The sequence below is a fragment of the Nonomuraea gerenzanensis genome, from assembly GCF_020215645.1.
GTDB lineage: Bacteria > Actinomycetota > Actinomycetes > Streptosporangiales > Streptosporangiaceae > Nonomuraea > Nonomuraea gerenzanensis.
Genome location: NZ_CP084058.1, coordinates 6,446,166 through 6,465,598, shown reverse-complemented (window position 1 = coordinate 6,465,598; position 19,433 = coordinate 6,446,166). Strand labels below are relative to the sequence as shown.

The following is a 19,433-nucleotide window of genomic DNA, read 5'->3' as shown; positions in this document are numbered from 1 at the left end:
CGTGTGGCACGTCTTCACGCCAGGTGACCAATCTATGACACATGGCGATGAGGCCATGGTGGCGCCCTACGAGATCGCGCTGTGCAGGCGACGGGCCTCGTGAACGACCAGGCTCGGCCCCTTGCGCCCCGCGAGCTCCGCCGGCCCGGGCACCGCCTCCCGCGCCCTCGCCAGGCCCGCGGCCCGCACGGCGACCCCGAGCAACTCGCCCAGCCCGTGGCGCGGACGCTCCCCGGCCGCCGGCAGCAGGATCGGCACGGCCGTGGCGAGCGCCGGCCACGCCGGCGCGCAGCGGGACAGCAGGTCTCGGGGGTGCGGTCGGTGCTGGGATAGGCGTGGGGCCCGGGGGTGTCGGGGTGCCCGAAACAGCCGCGACAGTGGGGTGCCAGCAGCGTCAGCGGCGGCCCCGGCGCGGGCGGCGGGGTCACGCGGTGCCGGTCTCCGCGCCACCGCCCGTCTCCCGGAGGTCGGCGAGGCTCAGGCCGAGCGTCTCCAGCAGGTCGGTCAGCTCGTGCAACTGGTAGTAGCCCGGCAGCCGGCCCACGGCCGCGCCGCGCCGGGTCACGAGGTACCACACCTCACCCGGCTGGACGTCAGGCGCGATCATGCGGACGAAGATCCAGTGCGGGCTGCCGGGAACGACGTCCACCGGCTGGATCCGGAGGCCGCCCGGGGCCTCGAAGTAGCGCGACACGGCTCAGCCCGGGGATGGGCGGGCGGGCAGCCCGGCCTCGGGCAGGTCTTGCCGGACGTGCGCCGCCTCTGTGGCCCCCTGCTTCTCACCCATGAACCGACGTTACGCCACACCGCCCCCTCCGTCACCCGCCGGGACGGCTGATCGCCCATCCGTGCGGGGCGACTGCCCCGGTGAGCACACGTGAGGAGGCGTCGCCGTCCAGCAGCACGGACCCGGGAGCGAGGGGGAGTTCACCGTCGTCGAGGTTGAGGGCGAGGTCGAGCGCCCTGCCGCCCGCTTCGAGGGTGATCACGTACTGCCGGTTCCGCAGCACCTGGGCGCGGCTGCGCGCACGGTGCAGCCACGGGTGGCGGCGGCGCAGCGCGAGGAGCCGCCGGTGGAGGTGGAGGATCCCGGTCGCGGAAGGCGGGCGGGGCGGGAACTCGGGCCTGATCGCGTCGTCGCCGCCCGCTCGTTCCTCCTTGACGGCGCGCAGGCCGTACTCGTCGCCGGCGTAGACGGTGGGGGTGCCGCCGAGCAGCGCGAGCAGGGCGATGGCGTGCGGGAGGTGGCGGGGGTCGGTGATCCGGCTGGCGATGCGGGTGACGTCGTGGTTGCCGACGAAGGTGGCCGGCACGAAGGTGTCCAGCATGGCGTTGTGGCGCTGGAGCGTCCAGTCCAGCTCGAAGAAGTTGCGGTCCTCGATGCTCGACCAGACGGCCTTCCACAGCTCGTACTGGGTGACCGTGTCGGCGGTGCTCTCCGCGACGAACGCCGTGTAGTCGCCGTGGATGACCTCGGCCTCGAACCAGACGTCCGGGTGACTGCGGCGCACCTGCGGCAGGACGTCCGCCCAGAAGCCGGTGGGGACGCTGTAGGCGGCGTCGAGCCGCCAGGCGTCGGCGCCCCGGTCGAGCCAGTGCCGCATGACCTCGACGACGTACGCCCGCACGGCCGGTTCGTCGTGGTTCAGCGTGACGAGCTGGTCGTGCCCTTCGAACGTGCCGAGCCGGGCCCGTCCCCGCTCGTCCACTGCAGGGCGGAACCAGCGCATCGCCTCGCCGCCGGGCCCCTGCCGCAGCGCCTCCTGCACCAGGGGGTGGCAGCGGCCGACGTGGTTGAACACGCCGTCGAGCTGGAGCCGCAGGCCCCGCTCCGAGGCCGCGGCGGCGAGCCGGTCGAAGTCGGAGTCGTCGCCGAGCCGCGGGTCGATCGCGAAGTGGTCGAGGGTGTCGTATCCGTGGCTGGCGGAGGCGAAGACGGGGCCGAGCGCGAGGCCTGTCGCGCCGAGCGCCACGGCGTGGTCGAGCCAGTCGATCACCCGCAGCAGCCGGTGCTCGCCGGGGTGGGCGGGGCCGGTGGGCGGCTCGGGGAAGGCGCCGACGAAGCCCAGCGGGTAGATCCGCCACCAGACCGCACTCCTGACCCAGCCCGGCTCAGGCCTCGCCGGGCGCTCCGCCACGAGTCGTGCCGATCCGGATGGCACGTCCGAGCCGGTCGGGTCAGCCGGCAGGCCGGAGCCGGCCGGGTCAGTCGGCAGGCCGGAGCCGGCCGGGTCACTCGTCACCAGGTGCTCCGATCCGATCGAGAAGCCGTGCGGCGTCGGCGAGCAGGCGCAGCTCGGCCGGGCTGAGACCATCGAGGGCGGCGGCCAGCCACCTGTCGCGCAGCGCCATGTCGTGCTCGAACGCGGCCCGCCCCGCCCCGGTGAGCCGGAGCCGGCTGCGGCGGCCGTCGTCCGGGTCCACGACGCGCTCGATCAGCCCGTCCTGCACCAGCTCGGCGAACACCCGCGTCAGCGACTGCGGGTGCTGCCGCTCGTCCCTGCTGACCCGCGACGGAGTGCTCTCACCCGCGCGGATGAGGTGGCTGAGCACCGCGATCTTGTTGTTGCTCAGCGCCGACCTGTCGCGGTCCACACGCAGCCGGCGCGCGAGCCGCAGCACCGCGCCGCGCAGCCGCGGCGCGACCGCCTCCGCGGTGAGCTGCTGATTCATCCTTATTACGCTATCACTTACTAAATGCCCGGCCCGATATCCAGGTGCGGCGGCGCGGGAGTCCGGGAGAAGATGACCGCGCCTGGCTGTGGGAGCAGGCACCCCCGGCGGAGGAGCGTGCCATGAGCACCAGCGGATCGGCGGGCCCGGAGGTCCGGGTGAGCACGGGAAGGCTGCGCGGGCGGATGGAGGACGGCGTGGCCGTCTTCCGCGGCATCCCGTTCGGGCGACCGCCGGTGGGCGACCTGCGGCTGGCCGCGCCGGTGCCGGCCGAGCCGTGGGACGGGGTGCGCGAGGCCGTCGCGTTCGGCGCGCCGCCGCCGCAGTCCAGGCTGCTGGGCACCTCCGGCGCGGACGGCGGCGACGGCGACTGGCTGACCGTCAACGTGTGGTCCGCCGACCTGGGCGCGGCCCGGCTGCCGGTGATGGTGTGGATCCAAGGCGGCGGCTACATGTACGGGCGGTCCGGCGACCCGCTCTTCGACGGCCGCGTGCTCGCCCGCGACGGTGTGGTCCTCGTCACCTTCAACTACCGGGTCTCCGCCGAGGGCTTCGGTCACTTCCACGGCGCACCGGCGAACCGCGGGTTCCTGGACCAGGTGGCCGCCCTGCGCTGGGTGCACGACAACATCGCGGCGTTCGGCGGCGACCCCGGCCGGGTCACCGTGTTCGGCGAGTCCGCCGGCGCGGGGAGCATCGCGGCTCTGATGGCGATGCCGGCGGCGGCCGGTCTGTTCCGCGGGGCGATCGCGCAGAGCGTGCCGGGGGTGTTCTTCTCCGCCGAGCTGGCCGCCGACCTGGCCGTCGCGGTGGCGGGCGAGCTGGGCCTGCCCCCGGTCGCGGGCCAACTCGCCCGCCTGTCGCCTGAGCGGCTGCTCGATGCGGGGGACGCCGTCGCGGACAAGATGGCCGGCCGCTCGCGGTGGGGCCGGGCCGCGTTCGTCCAGATGCCGTTCGCGCCCGTCGTGGACGGCGAGGTGCTGCCCGCGACGCCCTGGCAGGCGCTGTCGGACGGCGCCGCGCCCGGGGTGGAGCTGATCGCGGGGCACACGCGCGACGAGTACCGGCTGTTCATGGCCATCAAGGGCGAGCTGGGCCAGGTCACGGGGGAGCAGGCGGACGCGGCACTGCGCGAGCTCGCCCCCGACCCGCCCGCCTACCGCGCCGCCTTCCCGGAGGCGGACGCGGAGCTGCTGTATGAGCTGGTGCACTCCGACTGGCTGTTCCGGATGCCTTCCGCGCGGCTGGCCGAGGCGCGGGGGAGGCACGGGCGGGCCTACCTGTACGAGCTGACCTGGCCGGCTCCTGGCATGGGGGGTGAGCTTCTCGGTGCCTGTCACGGGCTCGGGCTGCCGCTGACGTTCGGCAACCTGACGGCGGGGGCGGCGGGGCTGCTCATCGGGCGGGAGCCGCCAGCGGTCGCGGCCGAGCTGTCGGCGCGGGTTCGCGCGGCTTGGGTCGCCTTCGCCGCGGTGGGGGATCCGGGGTGGCCGGCGTACGAGCCGCGAGGGGGGCAGAGCTGGATCATCGGTGCGGAGGCGGGCGTCGCGGTGTATCCGGAGGAGAGGTCGCGGGGGTTGTGGGCCGGGCACGCTTTCGAGGCGCTCCCGCTGCAGTAGGCGGTCCCCGCTGCGCGCCGAGTCGATCGTGGCCTGGATCGCCGCGGCCGACACCCTGGGCCCGTCGGAGGGGCTGACCAGCTTCACCGAGCCCGGCATCGCCGCGGGGGGCGGCATCGGGCACGGGCCGGTCGATCTGCACGCCTTCCAGCTGGCGGTCGAGCGCGGACTGCTGCACGTCAGGGCCACGGTCATGCCGCATCTCACGGTGCTGCACGACCTGGGGTCTTCGAGCCGCGACGCCATCGACCGCGCGCTGGACGCCTTCGCCGCCGCCCGGGCAGCTCACCCGCGACGCGATGTCCGCCATCGGGTCGAACCCTTCGCGGTCGCCACGGACGCCCAGGTCAAGCGGCTGATCGCGCTCGGAGCCATCGCCGTTCCGCAGGGGCGGTTCCTGACCGAGATCGGTGACGGCCTGATCGCGGCGCTGGGGCCTGAGCGGAGTGAGCGCTGCTATCGCATGCGCAGCCTGACCGAGGCCGGGGCTGTTCTGCCGGGCAGTGACGCGCCCGTGGCGCATGGCAGTCCGTTGCCGAACATCGACGACATGGTGAATCGGCGTACCGCCTCCGAGGCGCCGCCGGCTCCTCGGGAGGCGGTCACGGCGGAGCAGGCGTTGCGTGCGTACACGGTGGGCTCTGCCTACGCTGAGCATGCCGGGGAGCGTAAGGGGAGGCTGGCGCGCGGGATGCCGGCCGACTTCGCCGTGCTGTCGGACGACCTGCTGGCGGTCGCGCCCGACCGCATCGCCTCGCTGACCGTCGGCGCCGCTGTCATCGGGGGTGAGATGGTGTACGACGGTGGCGCGCTCGCCTGACCGGCGCGGCGGGCGGGGCGGCGCGCACGCGCGCTCCCACCATCACCCCTCAGGGCAGGGAGCGCGCGCGGCTCACGAGGTCACGCGTAGAGGAAGTAGTAACGGTAACGACCCTCCCACTCGCAGGAGAAGTCGTCCCACCAGCCCTGGGCGATGCCGTGGTTGCCGATCCGCTGGCACTCCGAGTAGTCCCTGAACACGCCGGCCAGCCTTTCGCCCTCCGCCTGTGCGGGGGTGGCGCCGACCGTCAGGGACACTCCGAGGGCCATGACGGCCGTGACGAGAACAGCGCGTGCCTTTCGCATTCGTCCTCCTGCGACTGGGGAGATCATGACGCTGGACAATATCACTCACCATGAGCCAGGCACATTGTCATGTCGGGATCGGCGGCGGCGCGGGCCCGAAAACTTTCGGCCGCGTAATGGCGGCGGGCGAGCGCGTTTCACGGATGTTTACCACACGTAAGGCCGACGTTACTTATCTGTAGTTCCATTTCTGGAGTTCCAGCTTTCCCGGCCAAGGCTCGCGGAGGGCGCCCTGGGTGCTGGAGTGATCATCTGACCCCTCCATCGCCCTTTGGGTCCATAAAGTACGATTTATCCTGCTTTCCAGGTTGCATTGGAACGATACGGCGAAACCTTTGACCATCCTCACTTACGTGTCATATCGTCTCCCCGCCATATCGATGTGAGCCGCGACACACGAGCACGGGGGCCGGTCAGCGGCGATCATCCGACCAACGGAGTCGCAACCATGCAAGCTCGAATCTGCAAGGCCTTACTCGTCGGCATGGCGATGACCATGCTGGCCGCCGTGGGGGTGTCGGCGGCCTTCTCGCCGCCGGCCCACGCCGCGCAGGTGATCACCGACGTCTCGTACGCGCCCGCCCAGCCCGCCGGCAGCCGGGGGCACATGCTGGATCTCTACCTGCCGTCCACCGGCGTCACGCCCCGCCCGCTGATCATCTGGCACAAGGGCTCGGCGTGGACGAGCGACGACGGCAAGGACGGCGCGGACGCGATCGCGAGCGTCTTCAACCCGCTGGGCTTCGCCGTGGCCGGCGTCAGCGTCCGCTCCAGCGGCCAGGCCATCTTCCCCGCCCAGGTGCACGACATCAAGGCGGCCATCCGGTGGCTGCGCGCCAACGCCGCCACGTACCAGCTCGACCCGAACCGCTTCGCGATGGTGGGCGACTCCTCGGGCGGCTGGCTGACGGAGATGGCCACCCTGTCCGGCGGGGTGGCGTCGCTGGAGGGCACGGTCGGCACGACCGGCGTCTCCAGCGCCGTGCAGGTGGGGCTGGCCTTCTACAGCCCGACCGACTTCCTGCAGATGAACGCGCAGAACCTGCCGAGCGGCGGGCTGGACCACAACTCGCCCGCCTCCCCGGAGTCCCTGCTGGTCGGCTGCCCGATCCAGACCTGCCCGGCCACGGTGGCGCAGGCCAACCCGATGACCTACGTCGACGGCAACGACCCGCCGCTGATGGTGCTGCACGGCCAGGCCGACTTCCTGGTGCCGCACGGGCAGAGCGTCCTGCTCTACAACAGGATCAAGGCGGCGTGCGGTGACCTCACGTTCGTCTCGGTGCCCGGCGCGGACCACATGCTGACCCAGATCATGGACCCCGCCCACCACGGCGCCGAGACCGTCTACACCACCACCGACTGCACCGAGACCGTACGGACGGGCACGCTGAACCCCACCTGGGCCAACTTCGCGACCTTCCTGCGCGGCGGGCTCAAGCTGGGCACCTCCTGCGAGGTCGCCTACTCCACCGGCGCCTGGAACGGCGCCTTCAACGGCAGCGTGACCGTCAGGAACACCGGCACGACCCCCGTCAGCGGCTGGGCCGTGACGTGGACCTGGTCGGGCAACCAGCAGATCACCGGCGCCTGGAACGCCACGGTCACCCAGACCGGCAACCAGGTGACCGCAAGGGACGCCGGCCACAACTCCTACATCGGCCCCGGCTCCAGCCAGAGCCTCGGCTTCTCTGCGACCGCCACCGGCACGAACGACATTCCCGCCCAGTTCAAACTCAACAACGTCGTCTGCACGAGAGTGGCGAGCCTCTGAGGCGGCGCGCCGGGCCCGGAACCGTACGCCATTCGGTTTCGGGCCCGGCGCTTACCACTTGCGAAAGAATCCGCGACGTAAAGCGGAAATGCGCATTGCCGAAATGCACCACGTTCCGTCCGGTGCTGATCACCGAATGTCGCCGGACCGATTTGTGGACGCACATATTGCTTCATTCGATGAGCCACCCCTATCCTTGCCGGTGACGGCTCGCCGGCTAATTCCGCGTTGTTTTCTCGACCGGCCGGGGGCCGCGCTTTATCCCGGGGCCCGAAATAAATCGGATAAGCCGCCTTCCAGTGCCGGGGGCGTGGTCCGGGTCGGCGATGAGTTAAGGGGACGTGTGCGTACATCCAACATGTTCGTCAGGAGCCTCGGCGTCCATGTGCCTGACAGCGTGAGCGTCGAGCAGGCGGTCCGCGAGGGCTGGTACCCGGCGGCGGAGGCCGAGCGGTTCCAGCAGCTCGGCGCGGCGGTGGCCGGCGACATGCCCGCGCCCGAGATGGCGCGGCTCGCGGTCCTGGACGCGTACGACCGCTGGGGCGAGTCCTCCCCGCGCGACCTCGACCTGCTGCTCTATCCGTCCGTCTGGCACCAGGGCCCGAACGGCTGGCAGCCCCAGCACTACCTGCAGATGCACCTGCTCGGCGGGAACGTGCCGGCGTTCGAGATCCGCAGCGGCTGCGTCGGGATGATCAGCTCGCTGGAGCTGGCGGCGAGCTACCTGCAGGCCGACGCGCGCAGGCGGACGGCCATGGTCGTCTCCTCCGACAACCACGGCACCCCGCTGGTGGACCGCTGGCGGATGACCCCGGGCGCGCTGATCGGCGACGCCGCGGCCGCGCTCCTCCTCGGCAAGGACTACGGCATGGCCGAGCTGCTGTCGGTGAACGTGACGGTGATCCCGGAGGCCGACGCGGTCAACGACGGCGCCTACCCCCTGTTCCCGCCGGACGCCACCGTCGGCCGAGGGCTGAGCTTCGGGGACCGGCACGAGGAGTTCCGCCAGCGGCTGCTGAAGGCGCAGGGCACCGGCATCCACCTGACCATCCAGAAGACGATGATGCAGCAGGTCGAGCAGACCCTGGAGGAGGCCGGGATCGGGCTCGGCGACATCACGCGGGTGGCGTTCCCGCACGGCCGCCGCGAGGACCTGGACGGGCAGATGTCCTGGCTGGGCATCAAGGAGGAGCAGACGACCTGGGACTACGGGCGGCGCGTCGGCCACTGCGGCGCGGTGGACCAGTTCATCGCCTTCGAGCACCTGCTCGCCACCGGCGGGCTGGTCGCGGGCGACCACCTGCTCATGGTCGGCTTCGGCTCGGGCACGTCCGTCGCCGCGGCGGCGTTCAGGGTCCTGTCCACCACCCCCGTCACGAGCGGAGCACGCGCATGACCGACCTCACGCGGCGGCTGGTCGACTTCATCCAGGACGACCTCGTCCAGGACGGCGACGACATCAAGGTCGACGAGACGACCCCGCTCCTCGTCTCGGGCCTGCTGGACTCCCTGCGGACGGCGAAGCTGCTCAACTTCCTGCGCAAGGACCTCGGCGTGGCGATCCCCGCCGCCAAGCTCGACCCCGACAACTTCAGGGACGTCTCGGCCATCGTCGCGATGGTCAGCGAACTCCAGACCGTCTAGCCGGGGCGAGGGCACATCATGCGGTACGCGGACACGTACATCAGCGGCCTGGGAGCCTACCTCCCCCGGACCGTCGTCAGCGTCGAGAAGGCCGTCGCCAAGGGCTGGTACCCGGCGCAGGAGGCCGAGCTGCACAACCTGGCCGCGACGGTGGTGGCCGGCGACGTACCGGCTCCCGAGATGGCGCTGCACGCCGCGCAGAGCGCGCTCAAGCGCAGCGGGCGGGCGCCGGCCGACCTGGACCTCCTCCTGTACGCCTCCACCTGGCACCAGGGCCCCGACGGCTGGCCCCCGCACTCCTACCTGCAGCGTCACCTCGTCGGCGGGGACGTGCTGGCCACCGAGATCCGGCAGGGCTGCAACGGCATGTTCCTGGCCATGGAGCTGGCGGCCGGCCACCTGGCCGCCGTGCCGGGCCGGCAGGCCGCCCTGCTCGTCGCCGCCGACAACTACGGCACCCCGCTGATGGACCGGTGGCGGATGGGCCCCGGCTACATCGGCGGCGACGCCGCCAGCGCGCTCGTCCTCACCAGGGAGCCCGGCTTCGCCCGCCTGACGTCGGTCTGCACCACGACGGTGGCCGAGGCCGAGGAGCTGCACCGGGGCAGCGAGCCGCTGTTCCCCCCTGGCGTCACGGTCGGCCGCAAGATGAGCTTCGCCGCGCGCAACGAGCAGTTCAGGCAGCAGGTCATGCCCACGGGCGAGGCCACGGCCGCGCTGTTCAACATCCAGCGGGCGCTCATGGAGGTCGTCGAGCGCGTGCTGGAGGAGAGCGGGATCGAGGCGGGCGACCTGACCCGGGTGGCGTTCATGAACTACTCGGAGGAGATCGTCGAGCAGCGCTGCATGGCCCTGCTCGACCTGCCCATGTCCCGCTCGACCTGGGAGTACGGCCGCACCATCGGCCACTGCGGGGCCAGCGACCAGGTCCTCTCCCTCGACCGCCTGCTCGTGACCGGGGAGCTGGGCCCCGGCGACCACCTGCTGATGCTCGGCACCGGGCCGGGAGTGACCGTGTCCAGCGCCGTGATCCAGATCATCGACACTCCTCAGTGGGCCTGAACCGAAGGGAACGAACGCAGATGGCCGACACTCCGCGCGCAGGCCAGGCGGAACCGGTGGCGGTGGTCGGGATCGGCTGCCGCCTGCCCGGCGACGTGCACTCACCGGACGAGTTCTGGGACCTGCTGTGCGCCGGCCGGAACACGACCGGGCCGCTGCCCGCCGAACGCTGGCTCCGCTACGAGCACCGCAGCCCGGAGGACGCCGCCGCGCTGCGCGACGCCGTACGGCACGGCAGCTTCCTGAGCGACATCGAGGGCTTCGACGCGGAGTTCTTCGGGGTGTCGCCGCGCGAGGCCGAGCTGATGGATCCGCAGCAGCGGATCCTGATGGAGACCGCGTGGCAGGCCCTGGAGCACGCCGGCCTGCCGCCGCACGAGCTGGCCGGCACCGACGCCGGGGTGTTCGTCGGGGTCTGCACCGCCGACTACGGCGGCCGCCTGCTGGAGGACCTGCCCCAGATCGAGGCGTGGACCGGCATCGGCGCCGCCACCTGCGCCGTCGCCAACCGCATCTCCTACTCCCTGGATCTGCGCGGGCCCAGCATGGCGATCGACACCGCCTGCTCGGCGTCGCTCGTCGCGCTGCACCTGGCCGCGCAGAGCCTGCGGCTCGGCGAGAGTGACGTCGCCCTCGCCGGCGGCGTGAATCTGCTGGTCACCCCCGGGCAGACGCTCACGCTCGGCACCGCCGGAGCCCTGGCCCCCGACGGGCGCTCCAAGTCGTTCGACGCCTCGGCCGACGGCTACGGGCGCGGCGAGGGCTGCGGCGTGGTCGTGCTCAAGCGGCTCGCCGACGCCCGGCGCGACGGCGACCGGATCCTCGCGCTGGTCATCGGCAGCGCCGTGAACCAGGACGGGCACACCAACGGCATCATGGCGCCCTGCGGGCAGGCCCAGGAACACGTGATGGCCAGGGCGTGCCGGCAGGCGGGCATCGCCCCGTCCACCGTCGACTACGTCGAGGCGCACGGCACCGGCACCCGGCTGGGCGACCCGCTCGAAGCGGGCGCGCTGTCGGCCGTGTACGGCGCGGGGCGCGACCCCGGCGACCCGTGCCTCGTCGGCTCGGTCAAGTCCAACATCGGCCACCTCGAAGGCGCCGCCGGCATCGCCGGTGTCATCAAGGCCGTGCTCGCCCTGCACCGCGGTGAGATCCCGCCGAGCGTGCTGACCACCCTGAACCCGGCCATCGCCTGGGAGGGCTCCGGCCTGCGCGTGGTGACGGAGCGGTCGGCCTGGCCGCGCCGCGACCACCCGCGCCGGGCGGGCGTCTCCAGCTTCGGATACGGCGGCACGGTCGCGCACATCGTGCTCGAACAGGCGCCTCCCGCCGCGCCGGCTCCCGGGGCCGAGCAGCCGGTGGGGGAGCGGCTGTTCCCGCTGTCGGCCGCCTCGGAACAGGCCCTGCGGCAGTACGCGGGCACCCTGGCCGCCCGCCTCGACAGCGCCGGCGCGTCCGGCCTCGGCGGGTCCGATCTCGGCGGGTCCGATCTCGGCGGGTCCGATCTCGGCGGGACCGACCGCGACGGGACCGACCGCGACGGGCGTGACAGTGACGGGCGCGTTAGCGGCGGGCGTGACAGTGACGGGCGCGCCAGGGGCGGGCTCGACCTGGCTTCGGTCGGTCACACGCTGGCGCTGCGCCGCACCCACCTGCCCGTCCGCGCCGTCGTGATCGCCGCGGACGCGGCCGAGCTGGCCGCCGCCCTGCGCAGGCTCGCCGACGACGTGCCGGCCGAGGCCGTCCTCACCGGGGACGTGCTGCCAGACCCCGGCCCCGGCCCGGTCTGGGTCTTCTCCGGGCAGGGCTGCCAGTGGCGCGGCATGGGCCGCGACCTGCTGTCCGTGCCGGAGTTCTCCGCCCTGGTGGAGGAGGTGGAGCCGATCTTCGCCGAGGAGATCGGCTTCTCCCCCCGGCAGGTCCTGGCCGGCGGCGAGCTGGACACGATCGACCGCGTGCAGACCATGATCTTCGTGATGCAGCTCGGCCTCGCCAGGCTCTGGAACGCGCACGGGGTCACGCCCAAGGCCGTCATCGGCCACTCCGTGGGCGAGCTGGCGGCGGCGGTGACGGCCGGCGCGATGAGTGTCGCCGATGGCGCCCGCCTGATCTGCCGCCGCTCCCGGCTGTTGCGCCGGGCCGCGGGCAAGGGCGCCATGGTGATGGTCGACCTGCCGTTCGAGGAGGCGGAGCAGCGGCTGGCCGGCCGCACCGACCTGGTGGCGGCGATCTCGTCGGCGCCCGGCTCCACCGTGCTGTCCGGCGACATCGCCGCGGTCGAGGCGGTGGTGGACGAGTGGCCCGCCGAGGGCATCGTGGTGCGCCGGGTCGCCTCGGACGTCGCCTTCCACAGCCCCCACATGGAGCCCCTGGCCGCCGAGCTGGCCGCCGCCACCGCCGACCTCACGCTCGGCGCGCCGCGCATCCCCATGTACACGACCGCGCTGGCGGACCCGCGGTCCACCCTCGTCCTGGACGGCGCGTACTGGGCGGCCAACCTGCGCGACCCGGTCCGGCTCACCGCGGCGGTGACGGCCGCGGCGCAGGACGGCTACCGCGCGTTCCTGGAGATCTCCCCGCACCCCGTGGTCGCGCACTCCGTCACCGAGACGCTCTCCGAGAACGGCTTCGAGGACGTGTTCGTCGGCACGTCCCTGCGCAGGAACCAGCCGGAGCGGGAGAGCCTGCGCGTCGCCGTGGCCACGGCGCACTGCCACGGCGTCGAGGTGGACTGGAGCCGGCTGCAGCCGTCCGGCGGGCTGGCCGACCTGCCGCCGTACGCCTGGCAGCACCGCCGCCACTGGCGCGAGGCCTACGCCGAGGACGGCAACCGGGGCCACGACGTGCACTCCCACACCCTGCTCGGCGCCGTGACCAGCCTCGCGGGCAGCCAGGCCCGCATGTGGCGGACCAGCCTGGAGGACGCCAACCGGCCCTACCCGGGCAGCCACGCGCTCAACGGGGTCGAGATCGTGCCCGCCGCCGTGCTGGTCACCACGTTCCTGGCCGTGGCCGAGGATGTGATGCTGACCGGCGTGGAGATGATGCACCCGCTGATGACCGCCGAGCGCAGGCAGATCCAGGTCGTGCACGAGCCTCCGGCCGTGCGGATCGCGGCCCGCACCCCGGCCGGCCCCGGCGAGCCGGAGCCCGCCTGGCTCGTGCACGCCGGCGCGGAGGTGGCCGCCCCCGGCCAGGTGAAGCCGGACGTGCTGCCGCACGCCGGCGCCCTCACCCCGATCGACCCCGGCACCGTGCTCAAGCGGCTCGCCGGCGTCGGCGTGCCCGCCACGGGCTTCGACTGGACGATCGAGACGCTGCTCAGCGGGGACGGCGTGCTGCGCGCCACGGTACGCACCGGGGACGCGGACAGCTGGGCACCGGCGCTGGACGCGGCGATGTCCGTGGCGCCCTGCGCCTTCCCCGGCGAGCAGGTGCTGCGCATGGTCGTGCACATCGACGAGGTGCTGCTCACCGGCCCGCCACCCGCGACCGTGATCATCGACGCGGCCGTGGACCCGTCCGCCGACGACACCGTACGGGTGCTCCTGGCCGATGCGGACGGCCAGGTGGCCGGGCACCTCACCGGGCTGCGCTACCCGGTGATCGACGCGCCCTCCCCGCCGGGGGAGGAGCTGCACGAGGCCGCGCAGTCGTTCGCCGGGCTGTCACCCGAGGCGCTGCGCGAGCGCGTGCTGCCCGAGGTGCGGGCGGAGATCGCGGCCGTGATGCGGCTGGACCTGGAGGACCTCGCCGTCCGGCGCCCCCTGGTCGAGCAGGGGCTGGACTCGGTGATGACCGTCATGGTGCGGCGGCGCCTGGAGAAGCGCTTCGGCTGCCGCCTGCCCGCGACCCTGCTGTGGCAGCAGCCCACCATCTCCGCCATCGCCGACCACCTGGTGGAGCTGCTCGCGGCGGCGAGGCCGGTGGCGCGGGCCGTACCGGAGAGCATGCCCGTGATCGGAGGGTGAGGCCCGCTCAGAAGATCGGCTCGACGACGGCCTCGATCAGGTGCGGGCCGGGCTCGGCGAGCGCCCGCCGCAGGTCGGCCACCAGCTCCTCGGCGGTCTCCGGCCTGGAGGCGGGCACGCCCAGGCCGGAGGCCAGCGCCACGAAGTCGACCGGCGGCTCCGACAGGTCGAGCTGCGCCCTGGCCCGGGGGCCGGGCGAGCCCGCGCCGACCCGGTCGAGCTCCATGTTCAGCACCGCGTACGAGCGGTTGTTGAACAGCACGACCGTCACGTTCAGGTTCTCGCGGGCCATCGTCCACAACGCCTGGAAGGTGTAGAGGGCCGAGCCGTCGGCCTCCAGCGCGATCACCGGCCGGTCGGGGCAGGCGACGGCCGCGCCGACCGCGACCGGCAGGCCCTGCCCGATGCTGCCGCCGGTCAGGCAGAGCACGTCGTGCCGCGGCGCCCCGGCGGTGGCCTCGGCCAGGAAGATGCCCGAGGTCTGCGCCTCGTCGGAGATGATCGCGCCCGGCGGCAGGAGCGCGCCGACCGCCTGGCACACCGCGCGCGCCGACAGCGGGCCCGAGGGCAGCTCCGGCGTGGCCGGCTGCCGCAGCTGCGGCGCGGCGCCGGTCGCGCCCGCCGCCTCCACCAGCGCCTCCAGCGTCGCCGGCACGTCGTCGGGGCCACCGGTCAGGCGATGGACGCGGCAGCCGTCGGGGGCCAGGCGGCTGGGCTTGCCGGGATAGGCGAAGAACGACACCGGGTCCTTGGCGTCCACCAGGATCAGGTCGTCGAGGCCGGCGAGCTGCGCGGTGGCGAACTCGGCCAGGTAGGCCAGGCGGTCCACCCCGGGCAGGCCCGCGCCCCGCTCCAGCCGCGCGGGGAAGGTCTCGGCGAGCACGCGCACGCCCCGGGCCGCCGCCAGCCTGGCCGCCGCGACCAGCCCGCGCTCCCGCAGGGCGCGCCCGCCCAGCAGCAGCCCCGTGCGCTCGCCGCCGTCCAGCACCGCGGCGAGCCGCCGCACCACCGCCTGGTCCACCTGGGCGGGCTTGGCCGGCTCGGCGGGCGGGGCCGGCTGGGCGCCGTCGTCCCACGAGACGTCGGCGGGCAGGATCAGCGTCGCGACCTGGCCGGGCGGCCCCGAGGCGACCGCGACCGCCTCCACCGCGTCGGCAGGCAGCCCGGCGGTGGTCCTGGACGTGCGCACCCAGCCGGACACGTTGCGGGCCGCCGTGGCGATGTCGGACTGGAGGGGCGCGTCGTAGCCGGCGTGATAGGTGGCGTGGTCGCCGACGATGTTGACCACGCCGGAGCCGCCCTTGGCCGCGTTGTGCAGGTTCGCCAGCCCGTTGCCCAGCCCGGGGCCGAGATGCAGCAGCGTCGCCGCCGGGTGCCCGGCCATCCGCGCGTACCCGTCGGCGGCGCCGGTCGCCACCCCCTCGAACAGTGTCAGCACCGCCCGCATCCGCGGGACCTCGTCCAGCGCGGCCACGAAGTGCATCTCCGACGTGCCCGGATTGGTGAAGCACACCTGGACACCCGCCTCGGCCAGGGTCCGCAGCAGCGCCTGGGCACCGTTCATCCGCACGGCCTCCCTCAGGACGGACGAGGCCCGCCCACTAATGAATCACTGTTCACTAGGTAGTGAGCGTGGCACCGCCGGCGAACCACTGTCAACTACCCTGGGGGCATGGCAGAGCCCGTGCGGAGCCGTACCCGGCTCGACCCCGCCGGACGCCGCCAGCAACTCCTCGACGTCGGCGCCCGCCTGTTCGCCGAGCGCCCCTACGACCAGGTCTCCATCGAGGAGATCGCCGCCCGCGCCGGGGTGTCGCGGGGGCTGATGTACCGCTACTTCGCCACCAAGCGCGACCTGTTCCGCGCGGTGGTCCAGGCGACCGCCGACCACCTCGTCGACCTCACCGACCCCGACCCCGGGCTGCCGCTCGACGAGCAGGTGCGGGCCGGCCTCGACCGCTACCTCGACCACTTCGAGGCCAACGCCACGCTCCTGCGCGCCGCCTACACCGGTGCCGCCTCCGCCGACGAGCACGTCCGCGCGATCATCGCCGGCAAGGCCCGCCGCCATGAGGACCGCATCCTCGACCAGCTGAGCCGGGCCGGGGTGCCGGGCGGCCCCCGGCTCCGCGTCGCCGTGCGGGGCTGGATCCTCATGTGCCGGATGCTCGTCCTCGACTGGCTCGACACCCGCGAGATCAGCCGCGCCGAGCTGCGCGACCTGTGCGCCCGCAGCCTGCTCGACCTCGCGGCCCACGCCGGCCGGTAGGCGCGGGGCATCAGAAGAAGCGGGCGCTCCGCACGCACTCCATGGCCTTGACGAATGCTGGACGAGGAGGAGGCGGTGGCCGTCTCGACTGGCCGGCCTTCCGGCTGACGACGCCGGGCGGCGAGTTCGAGGTGCACGCACCCGCCGGGCTCACCGCGCACCTGCGCCGCCTGGCCGCCAGGCTCACCCGCGCCCCTGCTGCTGGAGGGTCTGGGTGCGCCCGATGAGGTCCAGCACCGCCTGCCGGGTCTCGCGCGGGACGGCGACGCTCTCCTCGGCCGCCGCGGCGACGCCGCCTGAGTGGGGGCGGTGGCGGGTTCGAGGAGCCGGGCCATGGTGCCGGGCTGGCCACGGCGGTGGCGTCACCCCCCATCTGGCGTGCATCCTGCCCTGACCCACCGCGCCGCAGGATGCCCTCGCCCGGGGCCCCTGCGGACGTGGTTCAGAGAGCCTGGTCGCGCAGCAGCTCCGTCACGGTGGTGGCGCGCATCAGGTGCGGGTCGAGCAGCTCCGCCCGCTTGCGCGGGACGCCGCCCGCGAGCGCCGCCTCGGTGAGCGCCTGCCGCATCCACTGCACGTCCACCGGCCGCCCGTCGGACCGCCTGATCAGCGGCTCCCCGGCCGTACGCGAGGCCGACAGCGTACGCAGCAGAGACCGGACCAGCGGCGGCACCGGGAAGGCCACCAGGTCGCCCCGCCCGTCGTGCACGGTCACGACGGCGGGCTCGCCGGCCGTCACCGCCCGCAGGTCCTGCACGGTCAGCCCCGCCAGGGCGGACACGGGCGCGCCGGTGGCGTCCAGCAACGCGACCGCCGCGGCCTCGGCCGCCCTGCCCTCGGCGGCCAGCCGGGCGACGCCCGCGCGCAGCAGCCGCCGCTCCTCGCGGCTCGGCATGGCGCAGTCGTGGGCCGGGGCCGGGCGCGGCACGGCGGAGGCGGGGACGTGCCGGATGACGCCGCTGCGCCAGGCGAAGGTGTAGAACGACGACAGCACCGCCCGCTTCCTGGACACGGTCGTCCGTGACAGCGGCCTGCCGGGGTTGCGCACGCCGATCGTCAGCGTGCCGGCGATCGCGGCGTCGCAGTAGGCGTCGAGCTGCGCGCCGGTGACCGCGAGCAGCTCGACGTCCGGGTCCACGCTGTGCAGCCAGCGCAGGAACGCGGCCAGCACCTGCAGCCGGGTCTGCCGGGTGGCCGCGGACTGCTTGTCGAGCAGCCAGGCGGCGATCGTGCGGCGGGTGGCGGAGGCCAGCGAGTCGATCAGGTCCACGTCGGCGCCCGACGCCTCGCCACCGTCACCGGGACGGCGGCGCGGACGCAACCCGCCGATCCGCCCCACGCTGAGCACCGCCGCCGCGGCCTCTTCCGGAACGGCCTGCGCCACCCCGGTCTCACCTCGCTCCTCCGCCATCGCCGCCAGGCGCCACTCGTCCGCAACCGGTGTCACGCGCGGCCCGCCCCGCACCGCGCTCTCGCGACGCCCCGTGCCCTGCTCCTCGCCGGCCGCGGCGGACGCGGCGGACGGTGCCGGAGCGGCGGCGTCTGTTCGGGACGTGCTCAGCACTCGACCGTACCCACCCTCGGTGCACTCATGATCTCGATCTTCTCACGGAGTGACCCGCCGCCGCCGCCGATGTCGGGTTGTGACCGTTGATGTAATGATCTGAGAGTTCCGCTGGTCAGCGCGGCCTGTGCAGGAGCGCGCACAGTTCGGCGGCGTCGATGAGGTGGGCCAGGCGCGGCAGGACGGCGGTCATCAGGGCGTCGTGGGTGCGCCGGTCGGGGGCGGCGACGCAGTCGGACAGGAGGTAGAGGCGGTAGTCGCGGTCGGCGGCGTCGGTGACGGTGGACAGGACGGCGCCGCTGGTGGTGAAGCCGACCCGCACGTGGGCGACGGCGGCGCCGTGCGCCCGCAGCTCGGCGGCGGCCCCGGCCACCCGGGTCAGCAGCGCTCCGGCGCCGGCCGCCTCGGGCAGCGAGCCGAGGATCGCCCGCTGGCAGTCCAGGACGAGCAGCGCGGTCGTCCGGGGGTCCGGCGAAGGGGGTGTGGCGGTCAGGTCCGGATCTCTCCACGGGGACGAGGGCGGGCGGGCCCGTGGGCCCGTCCGGGCAGCAGGAGCGGGGTGGCGAGCAGGAGGACGCCGGAGACGGTGATCGCGGCCAGGGGGCCGGCGAGGGTGGCGAGGCCGCCCCAGATCACCATGAGGACGGCCTGCGCGAGCCTGCTGCTCGCGCTCCAGGCGCTGAGAACCTGGGCGGCCCGGTCGGCGGGGGTGCGTCGCAGGCGTTCTGTGGCGTAGATCGGGTTGAACACGCCCATGCAGCCGATCAGCAGGCCCTCGACGACGATCACGGTGAGCAGCCCGGTGACGCCGGGATGCGTGAACGCCAGCCCGAGCGGGAAGATCGAGCGCAGCCAGCCGGAGACCGTCATGACGCGGTGCCGGCCGTACCGCTCGACCAGGCGCGGGGACAGGCGGGCGCCCGCGAGGCCGCCGAGCGCCGGGATGCCGAAGGCGAGCCCGTACTGCCAGGCGGGGAAGTGGTACTCGCCCAGCAGCAGGACGGCCAGGAGCGGCGCGGTGGCCATGATCAGGCCGCCGACCAGGATCGAGTTGAGGAACAGGCGCCGCAGCACCCGGTCGCCCAGGATGAACCGCCAGCCCGTGAGCAGCCCGGCCACGCGCGACCCTTCGGCCGGGACGCGGGGCACCGCGACGTCGCCACCGCGGATGCGCAGCACCCCGAGCGCGGACAGCAGGTAGCTGGCGGCGTCCGCCAGGACGGTGACGACCGGGCCGAGCAGCCCGATGAGCGCGCCGCCGAGCGGCGGGCCCGCCGCGGTCGCCGCCCAGCTCGTGCCCTCGAACCTGCCGTTCGCGACGAGAAGGTGCTCGCCGCGGACGAGGTGCTTCAGGTACGCGCCGGACGCGGCGGTGAAGGCGATGTTCGCCGTCCCGCAGACGACGGAGACGACCAGCAGCTGGCCGTAGGTAAGCAGGCCCAGGACGTACGCGGCGGGCACGCTCGCCATCGCGACGAACCGGACCAGATCCATCATGACCATCACCGGCCGCTTGCGCCGGTGCTCGACCCACGGCCCGAGCGGGATCGCCAGGACCGCCGCGACGGCGAGCCCGGCCGCCTCCAGCAGCGAGACCGCGAAGGCGGGCGCGCGCAGCACGTCCACCGCCAGGAGCGGGAACGCGCCGAAGGCGACCCACGTGCCGTACGTGCTGACGGCGTAGGCCGCCCACAACCGGCGGAAACCGGCCCCGAGATCCGCGCGCACC

18 protein-coding genes are annotated in these 19,433 nt (G+C 73.7%); 8 read left to right on the top strand and 10 right to left on the bottom strand.

What is annotated here, in order from left to right; translation table 11 throughout:
• Nucleotides 1–66 precede the first annotated feature (66 nt).
• The 4 genes from LCN96_RS30230 to LCN96_RS30215 form a co-directional block, all read right to left on the bottom strand.
• Nucleotides 67–258: a hypothetical protein gene (locus LCN96_RS30230; RefSeq protein WP_225265813.1), complete on the bottom strand. Its 192-nt coding sequence runs from the start codon at nt 256–258 to the stop codon at nt 67–69.
• A gap of 166 nt (nt 259–424) precedes the next feature.
• A complete protein-coding gene (locus LCN96_RS30225) occupies nt 425–694 on the bottom strand; it encodes a hypothetical protein (RefSeq protein ID WP_225265812.1) in 270 nt (89 codons plus the stop codon).
• Between the two features lie 124 nt (nt 695–818).
• Nucleotides 819–2,243, bottom strand: a complete 1,425-nt coding sequence (locus LCN96_RS30220) for an alpha-amylase family glycosyl hydrolase (protein ID WP_225265811.1) — start codon at nt 2,241–2,243, stop codon at nt 819–821.
• The gene (locus LCN96_RS30215; protein WP_225265810.1) at nt 2,233–2,673 is read right to left on the bottom strand and encodes a MarR family winged helix-turn-helix transcriptional regulator; all 441 of its coding nucleotides are present in this window, start codon (nt 2,671–2,673) and stop codon (nt 2,233–2,235) included. Before LCN96_RS30215 ends, LCN96_RS30220 begins: the two co-directional genes overlap by 11 nt.
• A gap of 122 nt (nt 2,674–2,795) precedes the next feature.
• Between LCN96_RS30215 and LCN96_RS30210 the strand changes: the two genes are divergently transcribed.
• Both LCN96_RS30210 and LCN96_RS30205 read left to right on the top strand, forming a co-directional pair.
• Entirely contained in the window at nt 2,796–4,292 is a 1,497-nt protein-coding gene (locus LCN96_RS30210; RefSeq protein ID WP_225265809.1) for a carboxylesterase/lipase family protein, read from the top strand.
• 28 nt (nt 4,293–4,320) lie between these two features.
• The gene (locus LCN96_RS30205) at nt 4,321–5,112 is read left to right on the top strand and encodes an amidohydrolase family protein (protein WP_225265808.1); all 792 of its coding nucleotides are present in this window, start codon (nt 4,321–4,323) and stop codon (nt 5,110–5,112) included.
• A gap of 80 nt (nt 5,113–5,192) precedes the next feature.
• On the opposite strand, the gene LCN96_RS30200 is transcribed toward LCN96_RS30205, so the two are convergent.
• Nucleotides 5,193–5,417: a hypothetical protein gene (locus LCN96_RS30200; protein WP_225265807.1), complete on the bottom strand. Its 225-nt coding sequence runs from the start codon at nt 5,415–5,417 to the stop codon at nt 5,193–5,195.
• Nucleotides 5,418–5,865: 448 nt separating this feature from the next.
• Here LCN96_RS30200 and LCN96_RS30195 point away from each other — a divergent pair, with 448 nt between their 5' ends.
• The 5 genes from LCN96_RS30195 to LCN96_RS30175 all read left to right on the top strand — a co-directional run bounded on the left by LCN96_RS30195 (nt 5,866) and on the right by LCN96_RS30175 (nt 13,871).
• Nucleotides 5,866–7,191, top strand: coding sequence for a cellulose binding domain-containing protein (locus LCN96_RS30195; protein ID WP_225265806.1), 1,326 nt, complete (start codon nt 5,866–5,868; stop codon nt 7,189–7,191).
• Between the two features lie 343 nt (nt 7,192–7,534).
• A complete protein-coding gene (locus LCN96_RS30190; protein ID WP_225265805.1) occupies nt 7,535–8,587 on the top strand; it encodes a ketoacyl-ACP synthase III family protein in 1,053 nt (350 codons plus the stop codon).
• Complete coding sequence (locus tag LCN96_RS30185; protein ID WP_225265804.1) at nt 8,584–8,835, top strand: acyl carrier protein; 252 nt, start codon at nt 8,584–8,586, stop codon at nt 8,833–8,835. Before LCN96_RS30190 ends, LCN96_RS30185 begins: the two co-directional genes overlap by 4 nt.
• Nucleotides 8,836–8,853: 18 nt before the next feature.
• A complete protein-coding gene (locus LCN96_RS30180; RefSeq protein WP_225265803.1) occupies nt 8,854–9,897 on the top strand; it encodes a ketoacyl-ACP synthase III family protein in 1,044 nt (347 codons plus the stop codon).
• A 20-nt stretch (nt 9,898–9,917) separates the two neighbouring features.
• Complete coding sequence (locus LCN96_RS30175) at nt 9,918–13,871, top strand: type I polyketide synthase (protein WP_225265802.1); 3,954 nt, start codon at nt 9,918–9,920, stop codon at nt 13,869–13,871.
• 7 nt (nt 13,872–13,878) lie between these two features.
• Here LCN96_RS30175 and LCN96_RS30170 read toward each other — a convergent pair whose 3' ends face one another.
• Nucleotides 13,879–15,435, bottom strand: a complete 1,557-nt coding sequence (locus tag LCN96_RS30170) for an acetolactate synthase large subunit (protein WP_225265801.1) — start codon at nt 15,433–15,435, stop codon at nt 13,879–13,881.
• A 108-nt stretch (nt 15,436–15,543) separates the two neighbouring features.
• Between LCN96_RS30170 and LCN96_RS30165 the strand changes: the two genes are divergently transcribed.
• A complete protein-coding gene (locus LCN96_RS30165; protein WP_225265800.1) occupies nt 15,544–16,140 on the top strand; it encodes a TetR/AcrR family transcriptional regulator in 597 nt (198 codons plus the stop codon).
• A 183-nt stretch (nt 16,141–16,323) separates the two neighbouring features.
• Here LCN96_RS30165 and LCN96_RS30160 read toward each other — a convergent pair whose 3' ends face one another.
• The 4 genes from LCN96_RS30160 to LCN96_RS30145 all read right to left on the bottom strand — a co-directional run bounded on the left by LCN96_RS30160 (nt 16,324) and on the right by LCN96_RS30145 (nt 19,432).
• Entirely contained in the window at nt 16,324–16,524 is a 201-nt protein-coding gene (locus LCN96_RS30160) for a hypothetical protein (protein ID WP_225265799.1), read from the bottom strand.
• A gap of 58 nt (nt 16,525–16,582) precedes the next feature.
• The gene (locus LCN96_RS30155) at nt 16,583–17,704 is read right to left on the bottom strand and encodes a tyrosine-type recombinase/integrase (protein WP_225265798.1); all 1,122 of its coding nucleotides are present in this window, start codon (nt 17,702–17,704) and stop codon (nt 16,583–16,585) included.
• Between the two features lie 115 nt (nt 17,705–17,819).
• Nucleotides 17,820–18,077, bottom strand: a complete 258-nt coding sequence (locus LCN96_RS30150; protein WP_225265797.1) for an isochorismatase family protein — start codon at nt 18,075–18,077, stop codon at nt 17,820–17,822.
• A gap of 116 nt (nt 18,078–18,193) precedes the next feature.
• On the bottom strand, nt 18,194–19,432 hold the full coding sequence (locus LCN96_RS30145; RefSeq protein ID WP_225265796.1) for an MFS transporter: 1,239 nt from the start codon (nt 19,430–19,432) through the stop codon (nt 18,194–18,196).
• Between the last annotated feature and the right edge of the window lies 1 nt (nt 19,433).

Bases quoted from the DNA above. Each gene is read 5' to 3' on its own strand.
- LCN96_RS30215 (WP_225265810.1), bottom strand. From the start codon at position 2,673: ATGAATCAGCAGCTCACCGCGGAGGCGGTCGCGCCGCGGCTGCGCGGC.
- LCN96_RS30210 (WP_225265809.1), top strand. From the start codon at position 2,796: ATGAGCACCAGCGGATCGGCGGGCCCGGAGGTCCGGGTGAGCACGGGA.
- LCN96_RS30200 (WP_225265807.1), bottom strand. From the start codon at position 5,417: ATGCGAAAGGCACGCGCTGTTCTCGTCACGGCCGTCATGGCCCTCGGA.
- LCN96_RS30195 (WP_225265806.1), top strand. From the start codon at position 5,866: ATGCAAGCTCGAATCTGCAAGGCCTTACTCGTCGGCATGGCGATGACC.
- LCN96_RS30185 (WP_225265804.1), top strand. From the start codon at position 8,584: ATGACCGACCTCACGCGGCGGCTGGTCGACTTCATCCAGGACGACCTC.
- LCN96_RS30180 (WP_225265803.1), top strand. From the start codon at position 8,854: ATGCGGTACGCGGACACGTACATCAGCGGCCTGGGAGCCTACCTCCCC.
- LCN96_RS30175 (WP_225265802.1), top strand. From the start codon at position 9,918: ATGGCCGACACTCCGCGCGCAGGCCAGGCGGAACCGGTGGCGGTGGTC.
- LCN96_RS30170 (WP_225265801.1), bottom strand. From the start codon at position 15,435: ATGAACGGTGCCCAGGCGCTGCTGCGGACCCTGGCCGAGGCGGGTGTC.
- LCN96_RS30165 (WP_225265800.1), top strand. From the start codon at position 15,544: ATGGCAGAGCCCGTGCGGAGCCGTACCCGGCTCGACCCCGCCGGACGC.
- LCN96_RS30160 (WP_225265799.1), bottom strand. From the start codon at position 16,524: ATGCACGCCAGATGGGGGGTGACGCCACCGCCGTGGCCAGCCCGGCAC.